Origin of the sequence: Pseudofrankia coriaricola, from assembly GCF_001854805.1 — a bacterium.
Lineage (GTDB): Bacteria > Actinomycetota > Actinomycetes > Frankiales > Frankiaceae > Pseudofrankia.
Map to the genome: position 1 here is coordinate 26,519 of NZ_MBLO01000054.1, position 12,714 is coordinate 39,232.

Genomic DNA, 12,714 nt, shown 5'->3' on the forward strand with positions numbered 1-12,714 from the left:
GAATCCAATGACACCTGGGATGTTCCCGACCCGGCAGGCCGATCTGGCCCTGACCCCGCCGAGGGCCCTCGGCGACGGGCCGCGCGACGCGCCCTCGCCGGGCGCGGCGCCCCCGGACGCCGGGCCGGCGGACACGGAGGCGGAGACGGACGCCGTGGCGGAGACGGAGACGGACGCCGTGGCGGAGGCGTCGGCGTCGGCCGGCCTGGAGGCGTCTGGCGCCGCGGTCGACGACGCCGACGCCGACGTCGGGGGTGTGCTGTTGGACGGGGTCGTGAAGCGGTACGGGACGCAGACCGTGCTCGACGTTCCCCGGCTGCACATCCCGCACCGGTCGTTCACCGTGCTCGTCGGCCCGTCCGGCTGTGGGAAGTCCACCGGCCTTCGGGTCGTCTCGGGCCTGGAGACGCCGGACTCCGGCACCGTGATGATCAATGGACGGGACGTCACCACGACCCCACCCGGCGGCCGCGGCGTCTCGATGGTCTTCCAGGACTTCGCCCTCTACCCGCATCTCACGGTCGAGCAGAACATCGCCTTCAGCCTGCGGCTCGAGGCGAAGCACGACCGGCGCGGCGGCCCCAGCCGCGCCGAGATCGCCCGGCGGGTCACCGATGCCTGCGAGATGCTCGGCCTGCAGCCGCTGCGCCGCCGCCGCCCCGGGCAGCTCTCCGGCGGCGAACGCCAACGCGTCGGCGTCGCCCGCGCCATCGTCCGGCGCCCGGGCGTGCTCCTGCTCGACGAGCCGCTGTCCGCGCTCGACGCCCAGCTGCGCCAGCATGCCCGCGCCGAGCTCATCCGGCTGCACCGCGAACTCGGCAACACCGTCATCCTGGTCACCCACGACCAGCTCGAAGCTCTGTCCATGGGCACCCACCTGGTGGTCATGAAGGCCGGCCGGATCGTCCAGGCCGGCTCCCCAAGCGACGTCTACCGCCGCCCCGCGCACACCTTCGTCGCCACGTTCGTCGGCAGCCCGGCGATGAACCTGCACCATGTCGACGTCGTCTCCGATGCCCAGGGCAGCCGGCTGACCGCGGCCGGCATGTGGGCCACCGTGCCCACGGCTATCCCGCTGCCCCGGGTGAGGGTCGGATGGCGACCGGCCGACGGAACGCTCGAGCCCTTCGCGGCCGGCCGGCCGAGCGAGCCGGGTCTGAGCGTGGAGGGCACGGTGGACGTCATCGAGTTCACCGGCGACACGGCCGTCGTCCATGGCATCTCCCAGGGGGCCGCCGCCGGCCGGAGCGCTCACGATCTGCCTTGGACCGTCGTCATCCCGGCCCGGCAACCGGCTCCGGCTGTGGGAGAACGGGTCACGGTCCGCGTTCCCCACACCCACCTCCACCTGTTCGACCCCGACGACGGCCACCGGCTGGCCGAGGGGGCCGTGGGTTGAGCCCACGGCACCCTCCCGCCGGGCGACCAGCTGGTCGCCCGGCGGGAACCTCCATTGCCGCGTGCTCGCCGCCGTCGGCCACCGGCGCGCCGGAGCCTGTTCGTCCTCGTCACGCCGCCGCGGCCGCCGGCTGATCGTCTCCTCGCCGTGATAGGCCGATTTGTATCGGCTCCGCAAGCTTGACGGCGATCCAGGCCACGACCGAAGCTCGATTCAGGTTCACCGGTAGCAGTCAGCCTCGGACAGCATCGCCTCGCGGCAGTCGATCCCCGCGCGGATATTCGTGGCGCCGGCTCTTTATGCCGCGCGTCACGCCAGGAGCGATTCGCTCCCTCCTCCATCCGACCGACTATTCATCGCGTCGGCGGTATGAACAGCCCTCGAGCAATCCGCTCGCGCGATGAATCGCGAGCACCCCCGCCGAATACCCACCGACATTCGCCCACCGCGCGCCCGCCCTCGTGAGACAGGAGCGAAGAAGATGCTCGCCGGTAGTGTCGGTAACCTCACCGACGCCCTGGCGGCGGTCGTCGCCGCCGATCCCGAGTGCCCGCTGTCGTTTCCCTCCGAGGGCCGGGACATCTCGGTCCGTGAGCTGGCCACGGCGTCCGGTGCCGCGACCGTCGCGCTTGCCGGCCTCGGGGTCGAGGGCGGCGACCGGATCGGGGTGCTCAGCCGCAACAGCCCGGACTTCCTGATCGCGCTGTTCGCCGCCGTGGGGGTGGGCGCGGCCGCCTGTCCCCTGCCGCTGCCGACCTCGGCCCGCGACCTGTCCGGCTACGCCAGCCGGCTGACCGGAATCATCGCGGCGGCTGGCATCAGCCGGATCCTCGTGGACGACAGGCTCGGCGGGATGGCCAGCCGGCTGGCCGAGGTGCTCGCCCCGGTGGAGCTGATCCCGGTGGGCAGCCTCACCGCCGCCGTCGGCGCCGGCGGGCCGCCGCGGCCGCACCACGCCGAACCGGGCGAGCTCGCGGTCGTCCAGTTCACCTCGGGCAGCACCGCGGCGCCGAAAGGGGTGCGGCTGACGCATCGCAACATCCTCGCCGGGACGGCCGCGATCGCCGAGGGCCTCGACATCCGTCCAGGTGAGGACCACGGCGGCCTGTGGTTGCCGATGTTCCACGACATGGGCCTGTTCGGCACCCTGGCCGGCATGTTCGCCGGGATTCCGATGACGGCGTGGTCCCCCGGGGCCTTCGTGCGGGACCCGGCGCGCTGGCTGCGGGGGTTCGCCGCTCTCGGTGGAACGATGTCTCCGGCTCCGAGCTTCGGGTACGAGGCCCTCGTCGAGTCCGTCCCCAGCGAAGAGGTGAGCCAGCTCGACCTGAGCCGCTGGCGGGTCGCCCTCAACGGGGCCGAGCCGATCCGGATGGCGGGCATCGAGGGCTTCCTCGAGCACTTCGCGCCGGCGGGATTCACGCCGGCGGCGATGCTGCCGGTCTACGGGATGGCCGAGGCGACGCTCGCGGTCACCTTCCCGCCTCTCGGCCGGGCTCCGACGGCGCTCTGGGTCGACCGCGACCGGCTGGCCGCGGACGGCGTCGCGGTCGAGGTGCCGAGGGACGACCGACGGGCGCGCGGGCTGCCGGCGCTCGGCCAGCCGGTCCGCGGAGTGCGGATCCGGGTGGTCGACGAGCATGGGAACGAGGTCGCCGACCGCGCGATCGGTGACATCGAGATCGCCGGCGATCCGGTCACCTCGGGCTACCTCACCGCCCCGAGTGCGTCTCCGGCACCCGCACCCGACGTGGACGGCTGGCTCAGCACCGGCGACCTCGGCTTCCAGCACGCGGGAGAGCTGTACGTCACCGGCCGTCGCAAGGAAATGATCATTGTCCGCGGGGTGAACGTCTACCCGGAGGACGCCGAGAGCGTGATCCGCGATGCTCCCGGCCTGCACCGCGGACGCTGCGTCGCGTTCGCCGACGTAGCGGCCGATGGCGCCGAGTGCATCACCGTCGTGGGCGAGAGTGCGCTGGAGGACCCGGCCGACCGGGCACGGCTCGCCGCCGATCTGCGTGCCGCCGTCTCGGGCGCGCTCAGCCTGCCGGACGTCGCCGTCCGCCTCGTCGGTCCCGACGACCTGCCCCGCACCTCGAGTGGGAAGTTCCAGCGACTCGCCGCCCGGGAGCTCACACGGGAGGCCGCCCACCTGGATGCCTGACCACATCACCCGATCGCCGCCCCAAGGCAGCCACCGGAACCCGCTGCCTGGATCCGCCGAGTGAACCGTCACCTGACCGCCGCCCGACTCGTCGCGCCTCCGGCCCCGAGGCCCACGGGCGCGCCCTCCCGCCGCAGGTCCGATCGACAGGAGACATCCCGGATGCACGGCTTCGGCATCAGCTTCGGCGTCAGCTTCCACGCCACCTTCCGCCAGCGGCTCGCGGACGTACCCGCATGACGGTCGAGGACCCCATCGAGCTGCCCTGGCACGTCCTCGCGGACTACCGGTGCTTCGGTTGCTCGCCGCACAACCCGCACGGGATCCAGCTGCGGTTCACCCACCGGGGCGACGGCCTGCGGACGGTCTTCCGCCTGGGGCGGGCGTACGAGTCCTACCCCGGCGTGGTCCACGGGGGGCTGCTCGGGGTGATCGCCGACGAGATCATGGGCAACCTGATCGTCCTGCGGACCGGTCAGATCCCGTTCACGACGGGGATGCGGATGCGCTACGTCCTGCCCGTGACGGTCGGGGGCCGCTACGAGTGCGTCGCGCGGGTCCGGGACGGCGATGGCCAGCTCATCCACACCGAGGCCGAGATCCGCGAGGAGGACGGCCCCCTGGTCGCCACCGCCACCGCCAGCTACCGGACCGTCTCGCTCGACGCGGCCCGCGCGCGCATCTCACTGGACGCACCGGAGATCGCCCGACTGCGCCAGGCGCTGTCCGCCACCGGTCCCGCCGCCGAAACACCCACCAGAAGCGCTCTTCCGGAGGAGTCCCATGTCCGTGTCGACTGACGAACTCATCGACGAGATCACCGGGATCGTGGCACAGGAGCTCGGCCTCTCCCCGGAGGCGGTGTCGCCGGACGCCGACCTGCGCACGGTCGAGGGCGCCGACTCGGTGAAGGTGCTGCGGGTGATCGCCCGCGTCGAGCGCGCCCGCGACGTCGAGCTCGAGGACGAGGACGTCTTCGGCGCCTCGACGATCCGCGAGGTCGCCGAGGTCGTCCAGCGTGCTCTGACCGAGACGGCCGCGGCATGAGCGCCGTGACCAGCGCCATCCCCGAGACCGCGCAGACCAACCAGCACTATGACCTCGACCCGAGGATCTTCGGGCTGTTCCTGGACCCGATGCGCAAGTACTCCTCGGGTTACTACCGCGAGCCTGGCCTCACACTGGCCGAGGCCCAGGTCGCGAAGCTGCGTTTCGTGGCCGACCGCCTCGGCCTTCGCGAGGGCGACCGCCTGCTCGACGTGGGCTGCGGCTGGGGCGCGCTCATCCTGTTCATGGCCCAGGAGTACTCCGCGCGGGTCGTCGGGATCAGCCCGGCCGGCAACCAGCACGCCTACATCGCGAAGCGGGCCGGGGACCTCGGCGTGGCCAACCTGGTCAGCACCGTCCAGGGCCACTTCGAGCACGCCGCGCTGCCGGATGGCCCGTTCGACGCGGTGACGATGCTCGGTTCGATCGTGCACATGCCCGACCTCGTGCACGTGATGCGGCGCGCCCGGTCCCTGCTGCGCCGGGGCGGCCGGTACTACGTCTCGGAGAGCTGCTTTCGCAACGCGGCGGCCAGGGACGAGTTCGACCGCCGTGCTGGCACCGAGTTCGTCCGCGAGTCGATCTTCGGCTGGGGCGACATGCGCCCGCTGTCCGACCTCGTCCGCGCGGCCGAGGACGCCGGGTTCTCCGTCGTGAGCGTGGACGACCTGACCGACGACTACCGCCGCACGATCGACGGCTGGCTGCACAACGTCGACGCCAATGCCGCGGCCATCGAGCAGGTCTCACCGGGAATGGCCGCGACGCTGCGCCGCTACCTCGAGGTCGCCAACGCCGGCTGGGGCTACACGACCAAGCACTACGCCCTCGTCTGCCAGCGGTCCCGGTGAGACCTCCGCCGAACCTTCCCCGCTGATCCAGCGTCGACGGCTGCAGGAGAGTACCCATGGACACGATCGGAACGATCGACGAGCTACATACAGTGGCCGCCACTCTCACCGGACTTTCCGACTTCGGCCCCTCGGATTATCTGGAGGGACTCGAGGTGGTCCTGGCCTCCTACGAGAAGGAGGCCAGCCTGACTCCGGATGGCGTTCGGGCGATCCGGGACGAGCTGTGCGGAATCCTGGTCGCCCGCCTTCTCAGTGAGGCCGGCTGGCACAGGCACCCCGAACACGCCCAGGTCCCGATCGAGCGTCCGGTGTTCATCGTCGGCATGCCGCGCACCGGTACGACCACCCTGCACCGCCTGCTCACCGCCGACCCGGCGAATCAGGGCCTCGAACTGTGGCTGACCTACGCTCCCCAGCCCCGGCCGCCGCGCTCGACCTGGCCCGACAACCCGATCTTCGAACAGGTCCGGCAGGGCGTCGGCGCGTTCATGGAACAACATCCCGGCTACCTGGGCATTCACAACCGCACAGCTGACGGGGTCGAGGAGTGCTGGCTGTTGACCCGCCAGTCGATGCTCTCGGCGTACTTCGAGTTCACCGGCTACGTGCCCACGTATTCCGCATGGCTGGCGGGTCAGGACTGGACCGGGGCCTACCAGCGGCATCGGCGCAACCTCCAGCTGATCGGGCTGAACGACCAGGGGCGGCGCTGGGTGCTCAAGTCCTCCAGCCATATGCCCTGCCTGGACGCCCTGCTGGCGACCTACCCCGACGCCCTGGTGATCCAGACGCACCGCCGGCCGGCCAGCGCGGTGCTCGGATCGGCGTGCAGCATGGTAAGCCACCTCGCGGCAGGCAAGTCCTCCACCTTCCACGGCCAGGCGATCGGCCCCGTCCTGTTCGACATGGCCACGCGCGCCCTCGAGCGGTTCGCCGCGGACCGGGCCAAGCACGATCCCGCCACGTTCTACGACGTCGAGTTCGACGCGTTCATCGCCGACCCACTGGCGGTCGTCGCCGACATCTACCGTCACCTCGGTTGGGAGCTGGCCGACGAGGTCGGCCCCGCCATGTTGGCGGTGCTGGCCGAGGACGCCCGTCTGCGTTCTCATCGCTACGAGCTGGCCGACTTCGGCGTCAACGCCGCGGAGGTCGACTCCCGACTCGGCGCCCTGCTCTGACCGACGCGACACGGCACACCATCGCTTCCGAGCCGCACTCCTGGAAACGAGGAAATCGTGACCACCACGTCCACGAACCTGGCGCTGGACAACTGGGGCTTCTCCGAATGGATCGGCGCCACACGACGAAGCGGTGACTTCGTGGCGCCACCCGAGCTGGACGGCGTCAACGACGCGGTTGTCAGCATGAACGGCCGAAAAATGATCAACTTTGCCGGCATCGGCATCCTGGGATGGCAGCACGACCCGCAGGTGCGCCGGGTCTTCGCCGAGACGGCGGCGGCGTACGGGCTGGTCGTCGGCGGCTCCCGGATGGTTCAGGGCGTGTCCCGGCCGCATCTGGAGCTGGAGGCGCTGGTAGCCGAGATCACCGGCAAGGAGAAGGCACTCACATTCGCCACCGGGCTGCTGGCCAACGTCGGCTTCGTCAATGCGATGAGTACCGCGTTCTCGTTCGACGACCGGCCCGGCGTCGACAACTCGGACGCGGTCCTCGTGCTCGACCGGCGCAGCCATTGGAGCATCTGGAAGGGCGCCGATCGATTCGAGCGGGGCCGCAACCTGTTCGCGTTCCGGCACAACGACACCGCCCATCTCCGGGAGGTGCTGGAGCAGCTCCGCGGCCGGCGGATCATCGTCGGTTTCGAGACCGTGTACTCCGCGGACGGCTCGATCGCCCCGATCGGCGAGATCCTGGACCTGTGCGACGAGTTCGGCGCGGTCAGCTTCGCCGACGACGCCAACGGCTTCATGGTCTACGGCAACGGTGGCCCCCGGTTCGCCGCCGAGTACGAGGCGCTCCGGCGGGTGACCTTCCTGATGGTGTCGTTCGGCAAGTCCGTCGGGCTGGGCGGGGGCGCCCTCGCCGGACCGGCCGACGCCCTCGACGCGTTCCACTACATGTCGGGCACGTCGCTGTTCACCACCAACATCCAGCCGCCGACGGCCGGCGCCATCGTCCATGTGCTGCGCCGGATGAGGCAGGACCCGTCGGTGATGGAACGCTACCTCGACCGGGTCGACCAGCTCCGCGCGCGACTGCTCGGGATCGGCTGTCTCATCAACCCGACACCGACCTATGTCACCTCGATCCTGGTGGGCGTCAGAGACCTCGCGCTTCGCGTCCGAGCGGACTTCCTCGACCGCGGGTACCTGGTGCCGATGTTCGGCTACCCGGCGGTGAAGAAGGACGGGGCCGTGATCCGGCTGATGATGAACGATCGGCTGTCCGACGAGGACGTGGACGGATTTGTCGACACCCTCGCCGAGCTCAAGCGGAAGCACGGATTCTGAGCCAGCTCCGCTCCGGTCGTTCCCCGACGTCCTGAACGACAGACGGATGGGGTCAGCCCGTCCGCGCGGTCACGATTCACGGAGGTGGCGATGGCGACGGACTCACAGTCCGGGTCCGGGAGCCGGGTTCTCGACGAGCGGTCGAAACACCGGGCCGCCGAGCTCTACGCGACGGACCAGCAGATTCGGGACGCCAGACCGCTCGAGGCGGTCACCGCCGCGATACGGGAGCCGGGGATGTCACTCGGGCGGATCGTGGCGACCGTCATGGAGGGCTACGCCGACCGACCCGCGCTGGGGGAACGCGCGACGGAGCTGGTTACCGACTCCGCGACCGGCCGAACCACGCTTCGCCTGCTGCCGAGGTTCGACACGATCAGCTACCGCGAGCTGTGGTCGCGGGCGGGCGCGCTCGCCGCTGAATGGCACCACCATCCGCGGGTCCCGCTGCACGCGGGCGAACTCGTCTGCGTGCTCGGTTTCACCGGTACCGACTACGCCACGATCGAAATGGCCTGTGTCCGGTTCGGCGCCGTGTCGGTGCCCCTGCAGTCCAGCACGCCCGTCGGCCTCCTGAAGTCGATCCTCATGGAGACCGAGCCGCGCATTCTCACGACCAGCGTGGAACTGCTGCCGACCGCCGTCGAATGCGCCCTGGCCAGCAGGTCGCTGCGCCGCCTGGTGGTCTTCGGCTACCAGAGCGAGGTGGACGAGCATCGTCGGCGGTTCGAGGCCGCGCACCGGCGCCTGGCCGAGTCCGGCAGCCCGGTCGTGCTGGACTCGCTGACCGACCTGCTCCTGCACGGAACGGCCCTGCCGTCGGCGCCCTCCTTCGAGGACGGCCCGGATGACACCCGGCTGGCCTCGCTCCTCTACACGTCCGGCAGCACCGGGACGCCCAAGGGGGCCATGTACACCGACCGCCTGGTCGCGATGGCGTGGCGCGGCGGATTCTGGCCCCGGTCGGAAGACCTGCCGATCATCTCCTTCAACTGCATGCCCATGAGCCATGTGTCGGCGCGCGGCACACTGGTCGGCACGCTCGCCGCCGGCGGGATCAGCCAGTTCGCGGCGACGAGCGACCTTTCCACGCTGTTCGAGGACATGGCCCTGGTCCGGCCCACGGCGTTACGACTGGTGCCACGCATCTGCGACATGCTGTTTCAGCGATACCACGCCGAACTGGACCGGCGGGCAGCCGGCCCGGGCGACCGGGCCTCGATCGAAGCGGACGTGAGGAACGAGCTGCGCGAGCAGTGCCTCGGCGGGCGCCTGGTCTGGATCGGTACCGGGTCCGCTCCGCTGTCCGCCGGGATGGCCACATTCATCGAGTCGTGCGTGGATCTTCCGGTGCACGACGGCTACGGCTCGACGGAAACCGGCCGACTGCTGGTGGACGGGAAGGTGTCCCGGCCGCCGGTGATCGACTACAAGCTCGTCGACGTACCCGAACTGGGCTACCTCCGCACTGACTCGCCGCATCCACGCGGCGAGCTGCTGGTCAAGACGGGCGCCATCATCCCTGGGTACTACAGGCGTCCCGAGATCACCACGGAGATCTTCGACGACGGCTACTACAAGACCGGCGACATCATGGCCGAGATCGGGCCGGACGAGCTGGTCTACATCGACCGCCGCGCCAACGTGCTGAAGCTGTCCCAGGGCGAGTTCGTGGCCGTCTCCCGGCTGGAGGCCCTGTTCGTCAGCAGCCCTCTGGTTCAGCAGATCTTCGTCTACGGCAGCAGCGAGCGCGCCTACCTGCTCGCGGTGGTGGTGCCCACCCGCGAGGCCATCGAACGTGCCTGGGGGTCCACCGCGGACCTCAACGCGGCGGTCGGCGAATCACTGCGGCAGACCGCGAAGAACACGGGCCTGAGCCGTCACGAGATCCCCCGTGACGTGCTGATCGAGACCGAGCCGTTCAGCACCGAGAACGGCCTGCTCTCCGACGCTCGCAAGCTTCTGCGCCCGAATCTCGAGGGCCGGTACCGCGAGCGTCTGGAGCAGCGGTACGCGGAACTCGCCGCCTGGGAGGTCGACGAGCTGAGCGCACTGCGCCACGCCGGCCGCGGCCAGCCCGTGCTCGACGCGGTCCGGCGGGCCGCCGCGGCGCTGCTGGGTCGCGCGGGCGGTGAGGTGCACCCGGAGGCGCACTTCACCGATCTCGGCGGCGACTCCCTGTCCGCGCTGTCGTTCTCCAACCTGCTCGCGGAGATCTTCGGGATAGACGTTCCGGTGGGTGTCATCACCAGTCCCGCGAATGGCCTGCGGCGGGTGGCGGACCACCTGGAGAAGGCGCTGGTGTCCGGACCGACACGACCGACCTTCGCGACCGTGCACGGCACCGGCCGGACGCGGGCCAGGGCCACCGATCTCGCGCTGGACAGGTTCATCGACGCCGCGACGCTCGCCGAGGTCGGGGCACTGCCGCGACCGGCCGGAGAGGCCCGCGTCGTACTGCTGACGGGCGCGAACGGCTACCTCGGCCGCTTCCTGTGCCTGGAATGGCTGGAACGGCTGGCCCTGACGGGTGGCACGCTGATCTGCCTCGTCCGGGGCGCCACCGCCGACGCGGCGCGCAAGCGGCTCGCCGCTGTGTTCGACGCCGGCGACCCCGGCCTGCTCCGGCGCTTCCAGCGCCTGGCCGTGCCGCACCTCCAGGTCGTCGCGGGCGACGTCAGCGAACCCGGCCTGGGGCTGGACGAGCCGACCTGGCGCCACCTGGCCGAAACCGTCGACCTGGTCGTCCACTCCGCCGCGCTGGTCAACCACCTGCTGCCGTACGAGCAGTTGTTCGGTCCCAACGTCGTCGGCACGGCGGAGCTGATCCGGATGGCGCTCACCACACGAATCAAACGGTTCTCCTACGTGTCGACCGTGGGCGTGATCGCCGCCCAGTCGTCGGCCTCCGACGAGGAGACGGACATTCGTCTCTCCAGCCCGGTTCGCCAGCTCGACAGGAGCTACGCCGGCGGTTACGGGACGAGCAAATGGGCCGGCGAGATCCTGCTGCGGGAAGCGCACGACCTGTCCGGTCTGCCGGTGGCCGTCTTCAGGCCGGATCTCATCCTCGCGCACAGCCGGTACGCCGGCCAGGTGAACGTGCCCGACGTCTTCACCCGCCTGCTGATCAGCCTCGTCGCCACCGGCATCGCGCCGCGTTCCTTCTACCCCGGCACCGATGGCGGCCGGGCGCGCGCGCACTTCGGCGGGCTGCCGGTCGACTTCACCGCGGCAGCCGTCACCGCGCTCGGCGAGCGATCCGTGGCCGGGTACCAGACCTTCAACGTCCTCAGTCCGAACGACGGCTTCTCCCTCGACGTGCTCGCCGGCTGGCTGGTCGAGACCGGTTGCCCCGTGACGCGGATAGACGATTACGACGAGTGGTTCACACGCTTCGAGACCGCCCTTCGCGCGATACCGGAGAAGCAAAGGAGGCAGTCACTGCTCCCCCTTCTGTCCGCCTTCAGCCAGTCCGCCCGGGCCGTCAGCCGCGCCGGATTCCCCGCCGACCGGTTCCGCGCCGCCGTACATGCGGCCGAGATCGGCTCCGGAAGGGGTATTCCCGACATCTCGGCGTCATTGATCCGCAAGTACGTCACCGACCTGCGCGGGCTGGATCTGATCTGAGCCGCGGCCGAGCACCGACGTGCGGACGTGCGGACGTGGTTTCGCCTCAGCGCCCATGCCGAGTTGCCTGTCCGCGCCGAGAGACACCGAGGCGACTACGGCCGCGCGCGGTCCCGACGACGGCCCTGGCGCGGCGTGGCCAGCGCCTCCGGCCGGCGAAATAGTGGTCGCGCACGGCTGTGACGACGTCCGGAAAAGGAAACCAGACGACGTTGACCCGTGGACCGGATTTCGAGAACCTCACGTGGGAATAATTCTTTCCGACCGGATCTCCGGTGGTGCCGACGGTGCCGACGGCAGGTTCGATATCAGCCTCTTATCGCACGATGAAAGAGCACGACAATCCCTTGCCCCGCCCCGGCGGCGACCAGACGATAACGCCGCCGGACGGCGGTGCTTCTCGCAATGCGCACCCGAGGTAACAGCCCGGGTCGGCACCACGAAGGAGCGGGACCCATGACCTCAGCCCAGATCGAGAACGTCGTCCCCGACGCGGTCGACCTGTTCACCACCGCCCACCGCCTCGACCCCTACCCGGGCTACCGCCGGCTGCGCGAGGCCCCCAGCCTGACCGACATCCGCCTCGGCGACACCGAGGTGACGGTGCTGTCCAGGTTCGCCGACTGCGCCGCCGTGCTGCAGAGCGCCACCTGGGGGCACGGCAACGCCGACCGGCTCAGCCCGTTCTGGGACCAGGAAGCGAGCCTGCCGGGCTCGTTCATCCGGATGGACCCCCCGGACCACCGACGCCTGCGCGGCCTGGTCAACAAGGCCTTCAGCGCCCGGATGGTCGCCGACCTCACCCCCATGATCACCCGGCTGGTCGACACCCTCGTGGACCGGGCCGTCGAGGCCGGCGGGCTCGACGTGGTCCGGGACCTCTCCGCGCCGCTCGCACTCGCGATGGTGGGCCAGCGGCTGCTCGGCGTACCCGAACAGGACGCCGACCAGCTGCGAGCCTGGGAGCTGGCAATCGCCCGCGGCACCGACCCGGAACCGCTGCTGACCACCGAGGAGATCACCCGCCGCGACCAGGCCGGAGCAGGCGTCGTCGCATACCTGATGGACCTCATGGAGCGCCGCCGCGCCCACCCCGAGAACGACCTGCTCAGCCGGCTCGTCGCCGTCGAAGAAGCCGGGGAC

Annotated in this window: 9 protein-coding genes; all 9 read left to right on the top strand. The window is 70.6% G+C overall.

Translation table 11 applies throughout. The annotated features are described in order from the left end of the window. Nucleotides 1-7: 7 nt before the first annotated feature. A complete protein-coding gene (locus tag BCD48_RS10510; RefSeq protein WP_241841645.1) occupies nucleotides 8-1,399 on the top strand; it encodes an ABC transporter ATP-binding protein in 1,392 nt (463 codons plus the stop codon). 481 nt (nucleotides 1,400-1,880) lie between these two features. Next, nucleotides 1,881-3,566 carry an AMP-binding protein gene (locus BCD48_RS10515; RefSeq protein WP_071048161.1) on the top strand — a complete coding sequence of 562 codons (1,686 nt, stop codon included), beginning with the start codon at nucleotides 1,881-1,883 and terminating at the stop codon, nucleotides 3,564-3,566. A 236-nt stretch (nucleotides 3,567-3,802) separates the two neighbouring features. Next, nucleotides 3,803-4,366 (top strand): PaaI family thioesterase, encoded by a 564-nt coding sequence (locus BCD48_RS10525; RefSeq protein WP_071048163.1) that lies wholly within the window; start codon nucleotides 3,803-3,805, stop codon nucleotides 4,364-4,366. Then, nucleotides 4,350-4,613: an acyl carrier protein gene (locus BCD48_RS10530; RefSeq protein ID WP_071048164.1), complete on the top strand. Its 264-nt coding sequence runs from the start codon at nucleotides 4,350-4,352 to the stop codon at nucleotides 4,611-4,613. Before BCD48_RS10525 ends, BCD48_RS10530 begins: the two co-directional genes overlap by 17 nt. Then, nucleotides 4,610-5,464: an SAM-dependent methyltransferase gene (locus tag BCD48_RS10535; protein ID WP_071048165.1), complete on the top strand. Its 855-nt coding sequence runs from the start codon at nucleotides 4,610-4,612 to the stop codon at nucleotides 5,462-5,464. Before BCD48_RS10530 ends, BCD48_RS10535 begins: the two co-directional genes overlap by 4 nt. Before the next feature lie 56 nt (nucleotides 5,465-5,520). After that, nucleotides 5,521-6,648: a sulfotransferase family protein gene (locus tag BCD48_RS10540; RefSeq protein ID WP_071048166.1), complete on the top strand. Its 1,128-nt coding sequence runs from the start codon at nucleotides 5,521-5,523 to the stop codon at nucleotides 6,646-6,648. A gap of 57 nt (nucleotides 6,649-6,705) precedes the next feature. After that, on the top strand, nucleotides 6,706-7,941 hold the full coding sequence (locus BCD48_RS10545; protein ID WP_071048167.1) for an aminotransferase class I/II-fold pyridoxal phosphate-dependent enzyme: 1,236 nt from the start codon (nucleotides 6,706-6,708) through the stop codon (nucleotides 7,939-7,941). 90 nt (nucleotides 7,942-8,031) lie between these two features. Then, nucleotides 8,032-11,571 (top strand): carboxylic acid reductase, encoded by a 3,540-nt coding sequence (gene car / locus BCD48_RS10550; protein WP_083418444.1) that lies wholly within the window; start codon nucleotides 8,032-8,034, stop codon nucleotides 11,569-11,571. A gap of 456 nt (nucleotides 11,572-12,027) precedes the next feature. Continuing rightward, a partial coding sequence (locus BCD48_RS10555; protein ID WP_131803896.1) for a cytochrome P450 family protein occupies nucleotides 12,028-12,714 on the top strand: 687 nt, incomplete at its 3' end.

What these genes read in the sequence shown, in the direction of transcription:
- BCD48_RS10510 (WP_241841645.1), top strand. Translation starts at nt 8, where the DNA reads ATGACACCTGGGATGTTCCCGACCCGGCAGGCCGATCTGGCCCTGACC.
- BCD48_RS10515 (WP_071048161.1), top strand. Translation starts at nt 1,881, where the DNA reads ATGCTCGCCGGTAGTGTCGGTAACCTCACCGACGCCCTGGCGGCGGTC.
- BCD48_RS10525 (WP_071048163.1), top strand. Translation starts at nt 3,803, where the DNA reads ATGACGGTCGAGGACCCCATCGAGCTGCCCTGGCACGTCCTCGCGGAC.
- BCD48_RS10530 (WP_071048164.1), top strand. Translation starts at nt 4,350, where the DNA reads ATGTCCGTGTCGACTGACGAACTCATCGACGAGATCACCGGGATCGTG.
- BCD48_RS10535 (WP_071048165.1), top strand. Translation starts at nt 4,610, where the DNA reads ATGAGCGCCGTGACCAGCGCCATCCCCGAGACCGCGCAGACCAACCAG.
- BCD48_RS10540 (WP_071048166.1), top strand. Translation starts at nt 5,521, where the DNA reads ATGGACACGATCGGAACGATCGACGAGCTACATACAGTGGCCGCCACT.
- car (WP_083418444.1), top strand. Translation starts at nt 8,032, where the DNA reads ATGGCGACGGACTCACAGTCCGGGTCCGGGAGCCGGGTTCTCGACGAG.